We start from the raw sequence: 18,517 nt of genomic DNA on the forward strand, positions 1-18,517 counted from the left end.
GGTTCAGAGGCAGGGGCGCCCGACGCGAGCGGCTCACGGCCCGGCACCGACCCGGTCGGGTCACTGTTACCGGAGGGCTCCGGCGGAAGAAGCCGTGCGCGGAGCTGAAAGTACTCGGGCAACCGGAGCTCGCCGCGCCGCAGGCGTTCGTCCAGCTCGTGCAGCTGCTCCTGGCTGTCCACCGGTCGTCCTCCTGGCTCTGCTCGCTTGCTGGTCCTACCGTTTGCTGGTTGCGCGCGTCCCGCTGATGCCGTCGCTCTGCCTCGCGTGGCCGCCGGGCACGTGGCGCGCTCCCCGTCGGTGACGCACCCCAGTCTGCCCGAGTCGGCGGCGCTCGGTACCACAGGCTCACCGCCCTACACTCGGCTCGACAGATCATCTCGGGCCGATGGGGGAATTTCGTGGCGGTGATGAGCACGCGTAGGCGGGTCATCCGGCTCGCCTTCGCCGACGACGGCACCTTGCGCGAGTCCGACGGGCGAGGCGACGACCTGTCGGCCGAAGCGCCGCTGAATCTGGTCGTCGACGGCACCGTCATCGCGACCCTGATGCGCACGCCTGGCCACGACGTCGAACTGGCGGCGGGGTGGCTGGTCGTGGAGTCGAGCCTGCATCGCCCCGACCAGCTGCTCCAGCTGCGGCAGTGCCGGACCGAGGACGATCTGGACGCCCGAGCCGAGGACGCCGGCGGTCGCGGGGTGGACCAGGTGCACCTGACCCTCGCCCCGGACGTGACCCCTCCGCAGCCACGCGCGTGGGTGACCGGGACCTCGTGCGGCGTCTGCAGCGCCGATGTGCTGGACCTGGCTCCGTTGCGGTGGGCCCCGGCGAGCACTTCGGGCTGGCGGGTCAGCCCCGAGGTACTGCAGGAACTGCCGGACCGGGTTCGCACCCAGCAGAAGACCTTCCAGCGCACCGGTTCGCTGCACGCCGCCGCGCTGGCCACCAACCGCGGCGAGTTGCTGGTCGTGCGCGAGGACGTCGGCCGGCACAACGCGGTCGACAAGGTTCACGGCTGGGCGCTGCTCGACAGCCGGCTGCCCGCCACCGATCTGTTGCTGGTCGTCAGCGGTCGGGTGTCCTTCGAGATCGTGCAGAAGGCAGTGGCTTCCGCGGTCGCTGGAATCGTCGCGGTCTCAGCCCCGTCGGATCTGGCCGTCGATCTTGCCCGCGAGCACGGCCTGCTGCTGGCGGGCATGGTTCGGCCCGGTCGGTTGAACCTCTACTCGGGCGAGGATCGGGTGGTTGGCCTCTGATCAGGGCTGATGGTCGCCATCGACGCGGTCATGAGGGCGCAGCTGACCCGGTCGCCGTTGGCCCGGATCGCGAAGGCCTCGGCCCGGACGAACGTGATCGTGCGTCCCGGTTTGACGACTTCGGCTACGGCGAGAATCTGCTCCCCCACGGACGGGCGCATCAGATGCACCGTGAAGTCGACGCTGAGCACCCCGGACCCAGGCGGCATCAGCGTGCTGGCCGCGAAACCGCACGCGGTGTCCAGGATCGCGGTGACCGCACCGGCGTGGACGAAGCCGTCCTGCTGGGTGATCTCCGGCCGCACCGGCATCGCAACGTCCACCCGGCCCGCCTCGATCCGGACGATCTCGGCCTGCAGGGTGTCCATCAGCCCCTGTTGGGCAAAGGCTTCCTGCGCCTGCCGGATCGACAGGTCGGTCGCTTGACTCATACCTCAGCTGCGCTTCGGGTTCGGCGGCACGCCGGGCTCGTCGTCGTTCAGGGGCGGGATCGCCAACGCGCCGCTGTCGGGCTTGGGCCGGGCGTCGATGCCGGCCTCCTTGCGCTGCTCGGGGGTGATCGGCGCCGGCGCCTCGGTGAGGGGGTCGAAACCGTTGCCGGTCTTCGGGAAGGCGATGACGTCGCGGATGGAGTCGGTACGGGAGAGCAGGGCGCAGATCCGGTCCCACCCGAAGGCCAGCCCACCATGCGGCGGCGCGCCGTAGGCGAAGGCATCCAGTAGGAACCCGAACTTCTCCTGGGCCTGTGCGGGCGAGAGCCCCATGATCGCGAAGACCCGCTCCTGGATCTCGCGGCGGTGGATACGGATCGACCCACCACCGATCTCGTTGCCGTTGCAGACGATGTCGTAGGCGTAGGCCAGCGCGCTGCCCGGATCGGTGTCGAAGGTGTCCAGGAACTCGGCCTTCGGGCTGGTGAAGGCGTGATGGACGGCGGTCCAGGCGCCGGCGCCGACCGCGACGTCACCGCTGGCGGTGGCGTCGGCGGACGGCTCGAACAACGGGGCGTCGACGACCCACAAGAAGGACCACGCGGTCTCGTCGATGAGGCCGGCACGGCGGCCGATCTCCAGACGAGCGGCACCCAGCAGCGACTGGGACGACTTGCGCGCGCCGGCAGCGAAGAAGACGCAGTCACCGGGCTTCGCCCCGACCTGGGTAGCCAGGCCTTCGCGCTCGGGCTCGCTGAGGTTCTTGGCGACCGGTCCCGACAGTTCGCCGTCCTCGCCGATCAGGACGTAAGCCAGGCCACGCGCACCCCGTTGCTTGGCCCACTCCTGCCACGCGTCGAGCTGGCGACGGGCCTGCGCGGCACCTCCGGGCATGACGACCGCACCGACGTACTCGCTCTGAAACACCCGGAAGGGCGTGTCCGCGAAGTACTTGGTGCACTCGGTCAGCTCGAGATCGAAACGAAGATCGGGCTTGTCCGAGCCGTACCGGTTCATGGCGTCGGCGTAGGTCATCGTGGGGATGGCCGGGATCTCGTACCCGATCAGACGCCACACGGCACGCAGCACGTCCTCGGCGACCGCGATGACGTCGGCCTGCTCGACGAAGCTCATCTCCAGGTCGAGCTGGGTGAACTCCGGTTGCCGGTCGGCGCGGAAGTCCTCGTCCCGGTAGCAACGCGCGATCTGGAAGTACCGCTCCATCCCGGCCACCATCAGCAACTGTTTGAACAGCTGCGGCGACTGCGGCAGCGCGTACCACGAGCCGGGCTGCAGGCGGGCCGGGACCAGGAAGTCGCGCGCCCCCTCCGGCGTCGATCTGGTGAGCGTCGGCGTCTCGATCTCGACGAAGGCCTGCTCGTGCAGGACGTCGCGGGCGGCCTTGCTGACCTGGCTGCGGAGACGGATCGCTGCTGCCGGAGCGGGACGGCGCAGGTCGAGATAGCGGTACTTCAACCGGGCCTCCTCGCCGACCTCGGTGTGCTCGTCGATCTGGAACGGCAGCACGGCCGCGGGGTTCAAGACGGTCACCGAGTCGGCGACGAGCTCGATCTCGCCGGAGGCGATGTTCGGGTTGATCTTGCCCTCGAGCCGGCTGCGCACCTCGCCCCTGACCTGGATGCACCACTCGTTGCGAAGGTCGTGGGCGATGGCGTCATCGCGAACCACGACCTGGACGATGCCCGACGCGTCGCGCAGATCGATGAAGGCGACCCCGCCGTGATCACGCCGGCTGGCGACCCAACCGGCCAGAGTGACGGTTTCACCTGCGTGGTCGGCTCGAAGCGAGCCGGCCTCATGCGTGCGCAGCACGAGATGGTGTCCTTTCGAAGACAACGAATGCGTTCATTGTTTCACCCGGTCGAGGGGGCGTTGACCTGGCGGCGAAGCCAGCCGGCCGGTCGGTGGGGCGGACTGGTCCGTGGGGCCGGCCGGTCGGTGAGGCCGGCCGGTCGGTGAGGGTCAGGGCTCGGACCTGACCACCTGCGGACGAAGATCCTCGGCGGGCGGTGTCCAGGTCTGCGGATCCGCGTCGAGCTGGTCGCCGCTGCGGATGTCCTTGACCTGGTGTCCGATGGGGGCGCCACTCTCCGCCGCCGAGTCCGAATCGGCGGGGAACCACACGTACGGGATGCCGCGGCGTTCGGCGTAACGGATCTGTTTGCCGTATTTCTGGGCCGAGACCGCCACCTCGGTCGGGATCCCGCGGGCGCGCAACTGGGCGGCGATCACGATGCACTGCTCACGCGAACCCTCGTCCGGCAGCGCCACGAGCACGGCGGAGGGCACCGATCGGCTGGCCGTGAGCTTCTTGCGGGTGAACAGTGGCGTCAGCAGCCGGGTCACCCCGAGCGAGATTCCGACGCCCGGGTAGCTGGTCCGCCCGTCGTTGGCCAGTGAGTCGTAGCGACCGCCCGAGCAGATCGAGCCGAGGCTCTCGAAGCCGGCCATCCGGGTCTCGAAGACGGTCCCCGTGTAATAGTCCAGCCCGCGCGCGATCCGCAGATCCGCCTCCACGACGAACCGTTCGGTGGCCACGCCGGCACAACCGGAGATGACCGTGGCCAGCTCCTGCAGACCCGTCTCGAGCAGCTCGTCCTCGACCCCGAGCGCGCGGACCCGCTCGACGAAGGAGCTATCGCTCGACCGGATCTCGGCCAGGGCCAGACATTGCTTGGCCTGGTCATCGGACAGGCCGGCCTCGTTGACCAGCATCGTGGCTACGATGTCGGCGGGAACCTTGTCGATCTTGTCGACGACCCGCATCACGCTCGCGACGTCCGGGGCTCCCAGACCGCGGTAGAAGCCCTCGATCAACTTGCGGTTGTTGATCTGCAGACGCAACGGGGGAAGGGGAAGCCGCGACAGGGCCTCGGCCATCACCCGAGCCACCTCGACATCGTGGTGGAAGGGAAGCTCACCGGCGGCGACGACGTCGATGTCGGCCTGGGTGAATTCGCGGTAACGGCCCTCCTGCGGGCGCTCGCCGCGCCAGACCTTCTGGATCTGGTATCGGCGGAACGGGAAGTCCAGCTTGCCGGCGTTCTCCAGCACGTAGCGGGCGAAGGGCACCGTGAGGTCGAAGTGGAGGCCGAGGGTGTTCGGGTCTCCCGCGTCCCCGCCGGAGTCCTCACCGTCCTCGCCGGCCTGCAGTCGACGCAGGATGTAAACCTCCTTGTCGATCTCGCCCTTGCGGAGCAACTGCGACAGCGGCTCAGCGGCGCGGGTCTCGACGTTGGCGAAGCCGTGCAGCTCGAAGGTCGCGCGCAACTGGTCCAGAACCTGCTGCTCCACGGCGCGTTCGGCGGGCAGCAGTTCGGGGAAGCCGCTCAACGGAGTCGGCTTTGTGACACTCATGTCCGGTTACAGATCCTTCAGGAAGGGGTTGGTGAGGCGCTCATGCCCTATGGTCGTCTGTCCCCCGTGCCCGGGCAAAACGATTACCTCGTCGTCCATCGGCAGGATGACCTCACGCAACGATCGTGTCATGTCGGTCATGGACCCGCCCGGCAGGTCCGTGCGTCCGATGGAACCGGCGAAAAGCACGTCACCGGCGAACAGCACCTGTTGGTCGTCGGCAGGCAGGGCGAACACCACCGAACCCGCCGTGTGCCCTGGGGTGTGACGCACGGTGAATGACATTCCGGCCAACGTCAGGCCGTCCTTGTCGGCGAGTTCACGGACGTCGTCCGGCTCGGCGAAGGTCAGGCCCGGCACCCCGAAGAGGGGGGCTCCGTACGGCAGCCCCAGACCGGTCCAGGGGTCGGCGAGCGCGGAACGGTCCGAACTATGGATGTAGGCCGGAACGTCTCGGGCCTGGCAGACGGGCAACACCGAGAAGGTGTGGTCGAGATGGCCGTGGGTCAACACCACCGCGACGGGATGCAGCCGGTGCTCGGCCACGATCTCGTCCAACTGCCCGGTGACGCCCGCCCCGGGGTCGATGATCACGCATTGCTCCCCGGGACCGCTGGCCACCACGAAGCAGTTCGTCCCGGCGACCTGGGCCGGAAATCCCTGAATCAGCACCGCTCGACCCTAGCCGTCCGCGCCCTGGGCTCGAGCCCCCAGCCCATCGGGGACTTCCCGCTGCGCCACGCTGGCCGGAATCCCCGGCCACGGTTCACAGCCCGTTGGGGTGGTCCCCACACCACGCTCTTACGAGATTTCGTAGACTTCGGCACCGTTGCCACTTATTCGCCGCGCCCTGTCACGGTGATTCCAGGAGGATCAGCTCGTGCCGACCAGCAAACAGAAGCGTGAGGCCGCCCGCCGCCATCTCGAGCGCCAGCTCCAGCGACGCCAACAGCGGGAGTCCCGCCGCCGCCAGCTGACTCTCATCTCGACGGTGATCGGCATCCTGGTGATCTTCGCCGTTGTGATCGTCGGCGTCGTGATGCTCAGCAACGACAACAAGAAGTCCCCAACCGCTGCCGGCAGCACGACTCCGGCCGCGAGCGTCACCGCGAGCGCCAGCCCGACCGCGTCGGCCACGCCGAACAAGATCTCCGGAACATGCAGCTTCACCAAGGGCACGGCGGCGGCGGCGAAGAAAGTCGGGCTCCCTGCGACCACAGTCGCCACCAAGGGGACGGCAGTCGTGAAGATCGCCACCAACCGCGGCGAGCTCACCTTCACCCTGGACCGCGCCAAGGCGCCGTGCACGGTCGCGAGCTTCGTCTCTCTGGTGAAACAGAAGTACTACGACAACACCAGCTGCCACCGTCTGACCACCACGGGCATCTACGTCCTGCAGTGCGGCGATCCGACGGCCACCGGCAGCGGCGGGCCCGGCTACACGATTCCCGACGAGTACCAGGGCAGCGAGACCTACGGCGTCGGCGTGCTCGCGATGGCCAATACGGGAGCCGCGCACAGCGGCGGCAGCCAGTTCTTCATCGTCTGGAAGGACAGCACGGCCGGCCTTGGCAAGACCTACACCGTCTTCGGCACGGTGACCGCGGGCATGCCCGTCGTGCAGAGCGTGGCCAAGGCGGGCTCTGACAATGCCAACGGCAGCGGGGACGGCAAGCCCAAGCTGCCGCTGAAATTCACCACGGCGACAACGGCCTGAGCCGGCAAGAGCGACACGACAGGGCCCGGACCGTTCGCCGGTCCGGGCCCTGTCGTTCTCGGCTCAGTTTGCCGCTCAGTTTGCGGATCTGGTTCGCGGCTCAGTTTGCGGCATGGATGCGGTAGACGTCGTAGACGCCCTCGACGTTGCGAACGGTCCGCAACAGGTGACCAAGGTGTTTGGCTTCGGCCAGCTCGAAGGTGAACCGGGAGACCGCGACTCGGTCCCGGTTGGTGGTCACCGACGCGGAGAGGATGTTCACCTTCTCATCCGAGAGCACCCGCGACACATCCGAGAGCAGCCGATGCCGGTCCAGCGCCTCGACCTGAATGGACACCACGAACACCGAATCGGCCGAAGGAGCCCACTCGACGTCGACGAGCCGGTCCTGCTGCTCCAGCAGGGCTGAGGCGTTGGTGCACGTCCTGCGGTGCACCGACACACCACCTCCCCGGGTGATGAAGCCCAGGATCTCGTCACCCGGCACGGGAGTGCAGCAACGGGCCAGCTTCACCCAGACGTCCGACATGCCCGACACCATGATGCCGGCGTTGCCACCGGCCCGGCGCGAGGACGGACGTCCGGTGATCTCGCGGGTGGGAATCTCGGTCTCGGCCAGGTCCTCCACCGCGCCCTCGACCCCGCCGAGTGACGCGACGAGTTTCTGCACGACCGACTGGGCCGAGACGTGACTTTCGCCGACGGCGACGTAGAGGGCGGTGATGTCGGCCAGATGCATCTCGCGGGCGATGGTGACGAGCTGATCACCGCCGAGCAGGCGTTGCATGGGTAGCGACGACTTGCGCATGGCGCGCGTCAGCGCGGTCTTGCCCGCCTCGACGGCGTCCTCGCGACGCTCCTTGGCAAACCATTGACGAATCTTGGTCTTGGCCCGGGGTGAGGCGACGAAGGCCAGCCAGTCCCGCGACGGCCCGGCGCCCTCAGCCTTGGACGTGAAGACCTCGACGGTGTCGCCGTGATCGAGCTCGGTCTCCAGAGCAACGAGTTTGCCGTTGACGCGGGCACCGATGCAACGGTGCCCGACGTCGGTGTGCACCGCGTAGGCGAAGTCGACCGGGGTGGAACCGGCGGGCAGGCCGATGACGTCCCCCTTCGGCGTGAACACGTAGACCTCGCGGGCGCCGAGGTCGAAGCGCAGGGTGTCGAGGAACTCCCCCGGCTCCTGCGCCTCGCGCTGCCAGTCGAGCAGCTGGCGCAACCAGCCCATCTCGTCGCTGACGGCGGCCGGTGTGGAAGCCGTCGCGGCGGCGTCCTTGTACTTCCAGTGCGCGGCGATGCCGAACTCGGCCGTGCGGTGCTGCGCCTGGGTGCGGATCTGCAACTCCACCGGCTTACCGCCCGGGCCGATCACCGTCGTGTGCAACGACTGGTACATGTTGAATTTCGGCATCGCGATGTAATCCTTGAACCGGCCGGGGACGGGCTGCCAGTTCGCGTGGATCACTCCTAGCGTGCCGTAGCAATCCCTTTCGGAATCGACCAGAACTCGGATGCCGACCAGGTCGTAGATGTCGGTGAACTCGCGTCCGCGCACGATCATCTTCTGGTAGATCGAGTAGTAATGCTTCGGCCGGCCGTACACATCGGCGTTGATCGAGCCGGCCTTCAGATCGGACTTGACCCGCTCGATGACCTGATTGAGGTAGACGTCGCGCTGAGGTGCTCGCTCGGCGACCAGCCGCACGATCTCGTCGTAACGCTTGGGGTACAGGGTGGCGAAGGCGAGATCCTCCAGTTCCCACTTGACGGTGTTCATGCCCAGGCGGTGCGCCAGCGGGGCCAGCACCTCCAGGGTCTCGCGCGCCTTGCGCTCCTGCTTGGCCGGCGGCAGGAATCGCAGGGTCCGCATGTTGTGCAGCCGGTCGGCGAGTTTGATCACGAGCACCCGGGGGTCGCGTGCCATGGCGACGATCATCTTGCGGATCGTCTCGGCCTCGGCGGCCTCGCCGAACTTCACCTTGTCGAGCTTGGTGACGCCCTCGACGAGGTGGGCGACCTCAGCCCCGAACTCCTCGGCGATTTCCTCGGTGGTGAGCCCGGTGTCCTCGACCGTGTCGTGCAACAGGGCGGCGACCAGGGTGGTGGTGTCCATTCCGAGCTCGGCGAGGATCGTCGCCACGGCGAGCGGGTGGGTGATGTAGGGATCGCCCGACTTGCGCAGCTGGCCGCGGTGGCGTTCCTCCGCGACGTCGTAACCGCGCTGCAGCAGTTTCGCGTCGACCTTGGGATGCGCGGCCCGGTGCACAGCGAGTAGCGGCTCGAGGACGGGCCGGACGGCGGCCGAGCGCTGCGGAGTGACGATGCGACGCGCTACCCGGTCCCGGATGCGGCGCCGGTGCGCGGTCGAGTTGGGCTGGGGCGGCTGGGGCGGCTGGGCCGCGGCCGGCGATCTGGGGGGAGACGGCGGCGCCGCGGGCGCGGGCGCAGAGGCGGAGGCGGAACTGGGCGGCGCGACGGGAGCCCCGCCGGCCGCGGCCGCGCCGGCGATAGCGCGCGCCGACCTGCCCTCGGTCGAGGAACCGGGGGCAGGTGTGTTGGCCTCGGTCGTCAGCGGAACCTCCGGGTGTGCACCTCAGAACAACTGGTTGCGCTTGCAGTCTATGCCGATGGCGGGTCCGCCTTCAGCGGATCGATCACGGTAGCGGGTCAGTGGCCCGGCGGCGTCACAGCACCAGGAGGGAGGTGAGGTCCTGACCTTCGAGCCGCTGCCGTCCGTTGAGGAAGGACAGCTCGACGAGGACCCCGACGCCGGTGATCGTCGCGCCCGCACGGGTGAGCAGTTCGATGGTCGCGGCCAGCGTTCCACCGGTGGCCAGGACGTCGTCGACGAGGTAGACGCGCTTGCCCTCCAGCAGCCCGACCGGGACCTCGATCTCGGCGCTGCCGTACTCCAGCTCGTAGCGGGCGCTCACCGTCGGCGGAGGCAGCTTGCCGGCCTTGCGTACCGGCACGACGCCGGCATCGACCGCACGCGCCACCGCGGCCGCGACCACGAAGCCGCGGGCCTCGACCCCGGCGATCAGATCCGCCTCGAACGCAGCAGGCAGGTCGGCGAAGGCGTCGATGCAGGCGTTGAAAGCGGCTGCGTCGGCCAGCAGCGGAGCGATGTCCTTGAACAGGACTCCCGGCAGCGGGAAGTCGGGAACATCGCGCAGCATGCTGTCGATCAGCTGCGCGAGTTCCTCGCCGCCGAGGCCACGACCGTCCGCGGCTGCCGTCACGGGCGTTTCCGGGGCTGTTTACGACTCGGCCGGGCGCCTGGGCGCGGAGCTGGTGCCGGGGTACCGAGAGTCGCCGGCCGGTTGACCTCGACCCCCGCGGCGCCGGCCAGGACGGGCTCACCCGACTTGGCGGCAGCGGCGCGCTTGGCCGCGACCCGCTTGGCCAGAGCCTTGCTCTCGGCTTCCCGTTCCTTCAGCTCCACCACGATCGGCGTCGCCAGGAAGAGTGAGGAGTACGCACCGACCGCCAGCCCGATGAACAGAATCAGCGCCAGGTCCTTGATGGTGCCCACGCCGAGGAGACCGGCACCGACGAACAGCAGACCGGCCACCGGAAGCAGCGAGATGAGCGAGGTGTTGATGGACCGCATCAGCGTCTGGTTGACCGCGAGGTTGGCGGCCTCTCCGTAGGTCATGCGCGCGGTCGCGCCGAGATCCCTGACGTTCTCGTTCACCTTGTCGAACACGACGACGGTGTCGTACAGGGAGAAACCAAGGATGGTGAGCAGGCCGACGATGGTCGAGGGTGTCAGCTCGAAGCCCACGATCGAATAGATGCCGGCGGAAATGATCAGGTCGTGCAGGAGGGCGACCAGCGCCGCAATGCCCATCTTCCACTCGTAGCGGATGGTGATGTAGATGAACACCGCGATCAGAAAGACGATCAGACCCTGGACGGCCTTCTTGGTGATCTCGCTACCCCAGGTGGAGGACACCGAGTCGACCGTGATCGAGCTGGCGGGGATCTTGAGCTGACCGGCCAGGGCGTTCTTGACCGCGGTCTGCTCGGTCTGGCTGATCTCCTTGGTCTTGATGATCACCGAACGGTTGCCGCCGTTGCCGACCTGCTGGGCGGCGCCGTCGGCGTGCACGGGACCCTTCGACATCGCGTTGTCGACCGTGGTGGCGGTGACGCCGCTGCCGCCGGGGACTTGGAACTGGGTGCCGCCCTTGAAGTCGATCCCCACGTTGAAGCCGCGCAGGAGAAAGCTCAGCAGGCACACGAGGACGAGCAGCAGCGAGGCCGCGTACCACCGGCGACGGGTCCCGATGAAGTCGAACCGGGTTTCACCGCGATAGAGCTTGGATGCGAGTCCCATCACTTCTCCCCGTTCTGCTGCGCGCGTTGGGCGGCCCGTCGGGCGGCGGCCCGTTCGGCCGCGGTGGTGGCTGTAGCGGTGGGCTCATCGGCAGGCCGGCCCTTGGGGACGGTGACCGAATCGCCGTCCGCCGCGCCGGGCACGTCGCCGTCTGGTTCGGGCTCGGCGATGTCCGGGCGGGCGTGGGCCGCGGCAGGCTTGCCCCGGACAACCCTCGCCTTCGTCGGGGTCGGCACGTCGGCACCCGCCCGCGCCCGGTGCCGGGCGACCTCGGCTTCGAGCCGATCGGCTTCCTGATCGAGTTCTTCCTCGGCGGTGAGTTCGTCGGCGCCTCGGCGTTGCCGGGCCGGCTTCTCGTAACGGGCGATGCCACCGGCCCGCGCGTGGTTGAGGCCGGTGAAACGAGCCGAGCCGAACGCGGCGCTGCGAGAGAAGAGCGAGACCATCGGGTGGGTGAACAGGAAGACCACGATCAGGTCGAGGATCGTCGACAACCCGAGGGTGAACGCGAAGCCCCGAACCTCACCGGCAGCGAAGTAGTACAGGATGATCGCGGCGAGGAACGACACGAAGTCGGCGGACAGGATCGTCCGGCGCGCCCGGTCCCACGCGCGCGGGATCGCGACCCGGGCTGTTCGCCCTTCGTGCACTTCGTCCTTTATTCGTTCGAAGAAGACGACGAACGAGTCGGCGGTGATACCGACGGCGACGATGAAACCGGCGATACCGGCCAGGGTCAGGGTGAAGTCGATCTGCTTACCGAGGATGACGAGCATCGCGTACGTCAACGCACCGGAGACGACGAGCGACGCGATGGTCACCAGCCCGAGGGCGCGGTAGTAGAACAGCGAGTAGATGATGACCAGCGCAAGGCCGATACCGCCGGCGAGCAGGCCAGCCTTGAGCTGATCGGTACCCAGCGTCGCTGAGATATCGGTGTTCGTCAGGGTCTTGAAGTTCAGAGGCAAGGCGCCGTACTTCAGGGCGTTGGCCAGATTCTTGGCCTGGGTGTCGGTGAACTGCCCAGTGATCTGGGTCGACCCGGTGATCGTCGACTGGATGGTCGACGTCTGATAGACGAAGCTGTCGAGCGTGTCGGCAACCTGATCGGCGGGCGTTGCCGTGACCGCTCCGTTGTTGACGTTGTGTTTGGCGGTGTAGTCCGCCCACTTCTTCTGGCCCGAAGGCTTGAAGTCCAGGCTCACCGACCAGATTCCGGTGCTGTCGACCACCGCCTGGGCCGACTTGATCTCGGTGCCCTTGACGATGACCGAACCGAGCAGGTACTTGGCGCTTCCCCCCTGGTCGCAGGTGATCAGCGGCTGATCCACGTCGTCCTTCGGGTACACATTCGGGTTGCACACCCACGCCGCGACCATGCTCTGCAGGAACTGCTGGTGGGTGCTGTCGAGCGCGGCGTACGCCGCGGCGTCCTTCGGCGGATCGGTCTTGAACTGCTTGCGGTACGTGGCCCAGATGTCGATGATGCGCGTCGACGTGTCAGCCCCCGTCGAGCTCGACGACGCCGACGACGTTGCCAATGGTGAGGCCGATGCCGCGCTTGTCGTCGGGGACGAGGCCGAGGGCGAGGCGGTGGCCTTCGCGGGCGTGCCGGTCGAACCCGCCGCGAGCGGAACGACCCGTCCCGCCGGAGACGGAGAGGTGCTGCTCGAGGTGGCGGGCTTGGCGGTCGACCCGGTAGAGGTGGCCGGTTTCGACGTGGCGCTGCCACTCGGTTTCGCCGTGGAACCGGTACTCCCCGACGCTGACGCGGTGGGTGAGGTCGAGGCCGAGCTCGCTGCGACCGGGTCGATCATGAGCGGGCGAAGCTGCAGCTGGAACGCTCGGCCGACCGAGTCCAGCGACTTGTTGTTCTTGCCCGGGACGGAGACGACGATGCGGTCACTGCCCTGGATCTGCACTTGGGCCGATGACACGCCGAGGCCGTTGACGCGGTCGGTGATGATCTGCTGGGCGAGCTGCATGGACGCCTTGGACGGGGCCTTACCGTTGGCCGTGGCTTGCAGCACGACTTGCTTGCCGCCCTCGAGGTCGAGCCCGAGCTTGGGGGTCTTGTTGCTGCCCGGCCAGAACACGATGGCATAGAGCACGGCCATGAGGGCCAGCAGCGCGGTGAAGTATCGGCCGACGCGCAGCGTTCCGGCAGTAGGTGGCACGGAAGATGTTCTCCTCGTAATCGACAGCACGTACGACCCGCACAGCTTGGGCGCAGGTGCTCAGCCCCACCGGGACTGTGTCGCTAGCAGGGCTCGCCGGACAGTATGACCGACGTGAACCAGATTCACATCAGCGACTGACCGGCTCTTCACTTCAGACCGGACTCCTCCGGTCCGTTTCCGGTGGCGCCACCGACCCCCGGACGGTACTGACCGGGCAGTTCCTGGGCCTGCCGAAGGGCGGCGATGGCCCATTTCACCTCGACGCCCCTGGCGATCGACAACAGCGCCGTGTCGTCCTCGGGGTTGACCGAGACGACGGTGCCGTAGAGGCCGGAGGTGGTCATGACCTCCGCGCCCGGGTGCAGACTGTCGCGCCTGGTCGCGTCCGCGCGGGCGGCCCGGTCACGATTGCGCCGGTTGAAGGCGATCAACCCCACGAAGATGAGGGCGATGATGATCAGCGGCACGATCTCGGCCAGCACGAATACCCTCCCGGCATGTTGTCAGGCCGATCGGCTCGGGCCCGGACCCGTCCACAGTAGTCGGAGTGACGGATGCGTCGGTCAGGAGTCGAACAGCGTCGGTCCGGCAAAGCCGCCCGTGCCCGAGCCCGGTCCCGCGGACGGGGACGAGGGCGGCGTCAATCCGAGGTGGTGCCAGGCCGCCGGGGTGGCCACCCGTCCCCGGGGAGTGCGGGCGAGCAGGCCGGCGCGCACCAGGAACGGTTCGGCCACCTCCTCGACGGTCTCGATCTCCTCGCCGACCGCGACCGCCAACGTGCTGACGCCGACCGGTCCCCCACCGAAACGCCGGACCAGCGCGTCCAGGACGGCCTTGTCCAAGCGGTCCAGGCCTAGTTCGTCCACGTCGTAGACCGCCAGGGCGTCGTGGGCGACCTGGGAGGTGACCACCCCGTCCGCCCGCACCTCGGCGAAGTCTCGGACCCGGCGCAGGAGCCGGTTGGCGATCCGCGGCGTTCCCCGGGAGCGGCTGGCGATCTCCGCGGCTCCGTCTCCGGTCACGCTCACCCCCAGCAGCTGAGCCGAGCGGGTCAGCACGTGCTCGAGTTCGTCGGTGTCGTAGAAGTCCATGTGCGCGGTGAAACCGAAGCGATCCCGCAACGGACCGGTCAGCAGGCCGGCGCGGGTGGTCGCACCGACGAGGGTGAAGGGGGCGAGTTCCAACGGGATGGCGGTCGCGCCGGGTCCCTTGCCGACGATGATGTCGACCCGGAAGTCCTCCATCGCCATGTACAGCAATTCCTCGGCGGGGCGGGCGATGCGATGGATCTCGTCGATGAACAGGACCTCACCCTCGGTGAGGCTCGTGAGCAGCGCGGCGAGGTCACCCGCCCGTTCTATCGCGGGCCCGGACGTCAGGCGGAACGGGGCACCGAGCTCCGCCGCGATGATCATGGCCAGGCTGGTCTTGCCCAGCCCCGGCGGCCCCGACAACAGCACGTGGTCGGGCGGGCGGTTGCGTCGCAGTGCGCTCTCCAGCACGACCTGCAGCTGCTCGCGCACCTTGGGCTGGCCGACGAACTCGGACAGGTGCTTCGGCCGGAGGCTGGCCTCGATGTCGGTCTCGTCGACTTCGGGCAGCGGCGAGACCACATCGCGATCGAGGTTGCCGTCCATCGCTCAGCTCACCGCCTTCTCGTTCACCGACACGTCGCCCGGGCCCGGCCGCCGACGCGCGGTGCTCAGCGGTTCGCGGCCGATCACCGGGTTCGGCCGAGCAACTGGATCGCCCGACGCAGTATCACGGCAACCTCGGGATTGTCGGCGGAATCCGCCGCGACCGTGTCGATCGCCTCCGCCGCTTCCTTGCCGGTGAAGCCCAGCCCGGCCAGTGCATGCAGGACCTGGTCCTTCCACGGGGCGATGGCGGTGACGCCGGCGAGTTCGGAAGCGCCGCTGTCCGAGCCGTCGATCGCCCCGATCCGGTCCCGCAATTCGATGACGATCTTCTCCGCACCCTTGCGGCCGATTCCGGGGACCTTCACCAGCGCGGTGTGATCGGCGGTCGCGATGGCCCGGCGCACCTCGCGGGGCGGATACACCCCGAGAATGGTCTGGGCCAGCTTAGGCCCGACGCCGTTGGCGGTCTGCAGCAGCTCGAACAGCGACCGCTCGTCGTCGTCGGAGAACCCGTACAGCGTCAGGGAATCCTCACGTACGACGAGGCTCGTGGCCAGCCGGGCGTCGTCACCGACGCGAAGCCGCGCCAGGGTCCCCGGCGAGCAGGAGACCGCCAGCCCGACGCCGCCGACCTCGACCACCGCTCCGTCCGGCCCCAACGCGGCGACTCTGCCGTGCACACTCGCGATCATGGTGTGACCTCCTCAGCTGGCTTTTCCGGGGGCGGGGTCGTTGCCGGTTTCACCGGCGCACTCCAGCAGCCGCGCGGACGGCCGCCGCGTCGAGACGGTTGAGCGCGGTCCCCCGCCAGATATGACAGATGGCCAGCGCGAGGGCGTCAGCAGCGTCGGCAGGCGTCGGACGCGCGGGCAACTTCAACAATCGGGTGACCATCGTGGTGACCTGGGCCTTGTCCGCCGTCCCTGATCCGGTGATGGCGGCCTTGACCTCCGACGGCGTGTGCAGGGCGACCCGGATGCCCCGACGGGACGCGGCCACCAGCGCCAGGCCCGAGGCCTGGGCCGTGCCGGTCACGGTCCGCAGGTTCTGCTGGGCGAAGACGCGCTCGACCACGACCGCGTCGGGTGCGAACCGCTCGACCGCGGCCTCGATGCCGTCGAAGATCGCCAGCAGCCGCAACCCGAGATCGTCGCCCGGCGGGGTGCGCAGAACGTCCACATGCACCATGGTGAGCGCACGACCGGGCGCACCGTCGACAACCCCGATCCCGCAGCGGGTGAGGCCGGGGTCGACGCCGAGGACGCGCACGCTCACTCCCCCGCTCTGCAATCGAATGGACGTTCGACAGACTACCGGGGGACCGCCTCGGCGGGATCGTCCGACACGCCTGCGGGACCGTCCCGACCGGCCGATGCCCGCGCCGGCAGACCGACGCCCGACCCGGAGCTCGGATCGGCGGCGGCCCGGCCGGTCACGATCGGCGTCCTGGGCACGAAATAGGCCAGCAGCGTGGCCGCGACGAAGCCGATCCCACCGTTGCTCACCACGCCGGCGGCCAGCGTGGCCGCGCCGGTGATGACCGACAGCAGCAGCGGACCCCCGCAGCTGCCCAGATCGGACAGGAAACGCCAGATCCCGAGGAACGCCGGTCGGGCATGAGCGGGGGCGTAGTCCGCGCCGAGCGTCATGACCATGCCCGAGCCGATGCCGTTGCCGAAACCGAGCAGCAGCGCGAGGACCAGCAACCAACCGACGTGGTGACACAACGGCACCAGCATCAGCGAGGCGCCGAGCAGCAGCATGGAGGGCAGCACCACCCACAGCCGCCCCTTGCGGTCCATGACCTTGCCGGCCGGGTAGAACACGGCCATGTCGACAGCGCCGGCAACGCCGTAGATGAGCGAGTTCGCGGTGGGGCTCAGTCCGATGTGCTCGGCCCATAGCGGCAGGACGACCTGGCGCGACGCCCGGACCGCGCTGATGAGGATGACGCCGATACCGATGGTCAGGAACAGCCGGCGATGCGAGCGCAGCACGGCCCGGATCGTGGTTGTCTCGGGCTCCACCTCCGTCGACCTGACGGTGGACACGAGATCGGCTGAGAACAGGCCGATGCCCCCAGCGGTCAGCGCGGCGACGAGCCCGACGGCGTAGGCGGCGCGGATCCCCCACTGGTGGATCGCGGCGGCAGCGAGGAACGGGCCGATGAAGACCCCGACGCGGGCGCTTCCGCCGAGCGAGGACAGGGCCCGCGCGCGCCACCGAACCGGCACGTTCTCGGTCAGGAAGGACTGTCGAGCGAGGGAGAACACCGCGTTGGCGAAGCCGATCAGCAGCATGGCGACCGCGAGGACGGCAACGTCGGGGGCAAGCATGGCCACCAGCATCGCGCTCGCGCTCACGCCGCTGGCCAGCACGATCGCGAAGCGCTCACCCAGGCGTTGCGTGATCATCGCCGAGGGGATGTTGCTGACCAGCGAGCCGATTCCGATGAGGGCGTAGACGACCGACGCGGCAGCCACACTGGCACCCAGGTGCAGCGCCGTCAGGGCGACGACGGGCAGCACCGCGCCCTCGGCGGCTCCGAACATGATCGCGGGACCGAATGCGGGTAGCGCGATAGACCTCAGCGAGAAGGGTGCCTCATCGGTCTCGGTCATCAGCGCAGCGGGCGGTTTCCTGGTCAGGGACAGGCCTACAGATTTTGCTTAGCCAAGCGTACTACCGGCCGCACCCGTGAGATCGGCGGGCCTCGCAGGAGAAGTCTCATAGAGTGGACGTCCAGACCCCGATCGAGCAGGAGCCCTCGGCCCGATGAGCTATCCGTTCCGCCAGCCCCGTCGCGCCGCGATCCGTCCCAGCCCGATCTTCCTGGGCGTGCTGGCCCTGGCCGTCGCGACCGGTGGCTATGTCTACGCCGTCGGCAACACGCTGACCCGGACGACCCAGTTCCTGGCGTTCCTGTTCGTCGTGGGTGCCTGGATCGTCAGCCTCTGCCTGCACGAGTTCGGTCACGCGTTTCTGGCCTGGCGGTTCGGGGATCGCGAGGTCGAGACCCGCGGCTACCTGACCCTCAACCCGCTCAAGTACGCCAATTGGGTGCTCAGCCTGCTCTTGCCGGTGTTGTTCATCATGGTCGGTGGGATCGCGCTGCCCGGCGGGGCGGTCTACCTGCACCACCACTATTTCCGCACGAAACTCCAGCGCTCGCTCGTCAGCCTCATCGGACCGGCCGCCAACGCGGTGCTCGGTGTCCTGCTCATCCTGCTCGCCCGCGACAGTCTCATCGCGAACCACCGGGTCTTCTTCGCGATGGTGTCGTTCGTGGCCAGCCTGCAGATCATGGCGGCGATTCTCAACGTGCTCCCGATCCCAGGGCTCGACGGTTACGGGGCGATCGAGCCGTACCTCAGCCCGCAAACCCAGCGATCGTTCGAGCCGGTCAAGCCGTTCGGAATGCTCGGGCTGTTCGTACTGCTGCAGGTTGCCTCGCTGAACCGGTTCTTCTTCGACATCATCTACGGGATCTTCTCCGCCGTCGGCGGCAATCGCAGCGCCGCCTCGCTCGGCTACGACATCATGCGGTTCTGGATCGCCTGAGCCCACAGGGGC

Annotated in this window: 17 protein-coding genes; 4 read left to right on the top strand and 13 right to left on the bottom strand. The window is 68.4% G+C overall.

The genetic code is table 11. The features are described from left to right. Window positions 1–410 precede the first annotated feature (410 nt). Window positions 411–1,256 (top strand): formate dehydrogenase accessory sulfurtransferase FdhD, encoded by an 846-nt coding sequence (locus M6D93_RS10780; RefSeq protein WP_249769172.1) that lies wholly within the window; start codon window positions 411–413, stop codon window positions 1,254–1,256. On the opposite strand, the gene M6D93_RS10785 is transcribed toward M6D93_RS10780, so the two are convergent. The 4 genes from M6D93_RS10785 to M6D93_RS10800 form a co-directional block, all read right to left on the bottom strand. Continuing rightward, window positions 1,223–1,687 (bottom strand): PaaI family thioesterase, encoded by a 465-nt coding sequence (locus M6D93_RS10785; protein ID WP_249769173.1) that lies wholly within the window; start codon window positions 1,685–1,687, stop codon window positions 1,223–1,225. The genes M6D93_RS10780 and M6D93_RS10785 overlap by 34 nt on opposite strands. 3 nt (window positions 1,688–1,690) lie before the next feature. Next, complete coding sequence (aspS, locus tag M6D93_RS10790; RefSeq protein ID WP_249769174.1) at window positions 1,691–3,520, bottom strand: aspartate--tRNA ligase; 1,830 nt, start codon at window positions 3,518–3,520, stop codon at window positions 1,691–1,693. A 150-nt stretch (window positions 3,521–3,670) separates the two neighbouring features. After that, the gene (gene hisS, locus M6D93_RS10795; RefSeq protein WP_249769175.1) at window positions 3,671–5,065 is read right to left on the bottom strand and encodes a histidine--tRNA ligase; all 1,395 of its coding nucleotides are present in this window, start codon (window positions 5,063–5,065) and stop codon (window positions 3,671–3,673) included. A 6-nt stretch (window positions 5,066–5,071) separates the two neighbouring features. Then, window positions 5,072–5,737: an MBL fold metallo-hydrolase gene (locus M6D93_RS10800; RefSeq protein ID WP_249769176.1), complete on the bottom strand. Its 666-nt coding sequence runs from the start codon at window positions 5,735–5,737 to the stop codon at window positions 5,072–5,074. 208 nt (window positions 5,738–5,945) lie between these two features. On the opposite strand from M6D93_RS10800, the gene M6D93_RS10805 reads away from it, so the two are divergent. Then, complete coding sequence (locus tag M6D93_RS10805; RefSeq protein ID WP_249769178.1) at window positions 5,946–6,782, top strand: peptidylprolyl isomerase; 837 nt, start codon at window positions 5,946–5,948, stop codon at window positions 6,780–6,782. A gap of 100 nt (window positions 6,783–6,882) precedes the next feature. Here M6D93_RS10805 and M6D93_RS10810 read toward each other — a convergent pair whose 3' ends face one another. Then, the gene (locus tag M6D93_RS10810; RefSeq protein ID WP_283818570.1) at window positions 6,883–9,048 is read right to left on the bottom strand and encodes a RelA/SpoT family protein; all 2,166 of its coding nucleotides are present in this window, start codon (window positions 9,046–9,048) and stop codon (window positions 6,883–6,885) included. A gap of 55 nt (window positions 9,049–9,103) precedes the next feature. Here M6D93_RS10810 and M6D93_RS19375 point away from each other — a divergent pair, with 55 nt between their 5' ends. Continuing rightward, a complete protein-coding gene (locus M6D93_RS19375) occupies window positions 9,104–9,445 on the top strand; it encodes a hypothetical protein (protein WP_283818571.1) in 342 nt (113 codons plus the stop codon). 21 nt (window positions 9,446–9,466) lie between these two features. Here M6D93_RS19375 and M6D93_RS10815 read toward each other — a convergent pair whose 3' ends face one another. From M6D93_RS10815 to M6D93_RS10850, 8 genes are all read right to left on the bottom strand, one after another. After that, the gene (locus M6D93_RS10815) at window positions 9,467–10,024 is read right to left on the bottom strand and encodes an adenine phosphoribosyltransferase (protein WP_249769180.1); all 558 of its coding nucleotides are present in this window, start codon (window positions 10,022–10,024) and stop codon (window positions 9,467–9,469) included. Then, a complete protein-coding gene (gene secF, locus M6D93_RS10820; RefSeq protein ID WP_249769182.1) occupies window positions 10,021–11,124 on the bottom strand; it encodes a protein translocase subunit SecF in 1,104 nt (367 codons plus the stop codon). The genes M6D93_RS10815 and secF overlap by 4 nt, the downstream gene beginning before the upstream one ends. Then, window positions 11,124–13,301 carry a protein translocase subunit SecD gene (secD, locus tag M6D93_RS10825; protein WP_249769184.1) on the bottom strand — a complete coding sequence of 726 codons (2,178 nt, stop codon included), beginning with the start codon at window positions 13,299–13,301 and terminating at the stop codon, window positions 11,124–11,126. The genes secF and secD overlap by 1 nt, the downstream gene beginning before the upstream one ends. Before the next feature lie 149 nt (window positions 13,302–13,450). Beyond that, complete coding sequence (locus M6D93_RS10830; RefSeq protein WP_249769186.1) at window positions 13,451–13,786, bottom strand: preprotein translocase subunit YajC; 336 nt, start codon at window positions 13,784–13,786, stop codon at window positions 13,451–13,453. 81 nt (window positions 13,787–13,867) lie between these two features. Further along, complete coding sequence (gene ruvB / locus M6D93_RS10835) at window positions 13,868–14,941, bottom strand: Holliday junction branch migration DNA helicase RuvB (protein WP_249769187.1); 1,074 nt, start codon at window positions 14,939–14,941, stop codon at window positions 13,868–13,870. Window positions 14,942–15,024: 83 nt separating this feature from the next. Then, the gene (gene ruvA / locus M6D93_RS10840) at window positions 15,025–15,636 is read right to left on the bottom strand and encodes a Holliday junction branch migration protein RuvA (protein ID WP_249769188.1); all 612 of its coding nucleotides are present in this window, start codon (window positions 15,634–15,636) and stop codon (window positions 15,025–15,027) included. A 49-nt stretch (window positions 15,637–15,685) separates the two neighbouring features. Beyond that, entirely contained in the window at window positions 15,686–16,213 is a 528-nt protein-coding gene (ruvC, locus tag M6D93_RS10845; protein WP_249769189.1) for a crossover junction endodeoxyribonuclease RuvC, read from the bottom strand. A 41-nt stretch (window positions 16,214–16,254) separates the two neighbouring features. Continuing rightward, window positions 16,255–17,565 carry an MFS transporter gene (locus tag M6D93_RS10850; RefSeq protein WP_249769190.1) on the bottom strand — a complete coding sequence of 437 codons (1,311 nt, stop codon included), beginning with the start codon at window positions 17,563–17,565 and terminating at the stop codon, window positions 16,255–16,257. Between the two features lie 154 nt (window positions 17,566–17,719). On the opposite strand from M6D93_RS10850, the gene M6D93_RS10855 reads away from it, so the two are divergent. Next, window positions 17,720–18,505, top strand: coding sequence for a site-2 protease family protein (locus tag M6D93_RS10855; protein WP_249769191.1), 786 nt, complete (start codon window positions 17,720–17,722; stop codon window positions 18,503–18,505). Window positions 18,506–18,517: the final 12 nt, after the last annotated feature.

The organism is Jatrophihabitans telluris (assembly GCF_023516435.1).
In the GTDB taxonomy this organism is placed as follows: domain Bacteria; phylum Actinomycetota; class Actinomycetes; order Mycobacteriales; family Jatrophihabitantaceae; genus Jatrophihabitans_A; species Jatrophihabitans_A telluris.

Bases quoted from the DNA above. Each gene is read 5' to 3' on its own strand.
- M6D93_RS10780 (WP_249769172.1), top strand. From the start codon at position 411: ATGAGCACGCGTAGGCGGGTCATCCGGCTCGCCTTCGCCGACGACGGC.
- M6D93_RS10785 (WP_249769173.1), bottom strand. From the start codon at position 1,687: ATGAGTCAAGCGACCGACCTGTCGATCCGGCAGGCGCAGGAAGCCTTT.
- hisS (WP_249769175.1), bottom strand. From the start codon at position 5,065: ATGAGTGTCACAAAGCCGACTCCGTTGAGCGGCTTCCCCGAACTGCTG.
- M6D93_RS19375 (WP_283818571.1), top strand. From the start codon at position 9,104: ATGCGACGCGCTACCCGGTCCCGGATGCGGCGCCGGTGCGCGGTCGAG.
- secF (WP_249769182.1), bottom strand. From the start codon at position 11,124: ATGGGACTCGCATCCAAGCTCTATCGCGGTGAAACCCGGTTCGACTTC.
- ruvB (WP_249769187.1), bottom strand. From the start codon at position 14,941: ATGGACGGCAACCTCGATCGCGATGTGGTCTCGCCGCTGCCCGAAGTC.
- ruvA (WP_249769188.1), bottom strand. From the start codon at position 15,636: ATGATCGCGAGTGTGCACGGCAGAGTCGCCGCGTTGGGGCCGGACGGA.
- M6D93_RS10850 (WP_249769190.1), bottom strand. From the start codon at position 17,565: ATGACCGAGACCGATGAGGCACCCTTCTCGCTGAGGTCTATCGCGCTA.
- M6D93_RS10855 (WP_249769191.1), top strand. From the start codon at position 17,720: ATGAGCTATCCGTTCCGCCAGCCCCGTCGCGCCGCGATCCGTCCCAGC.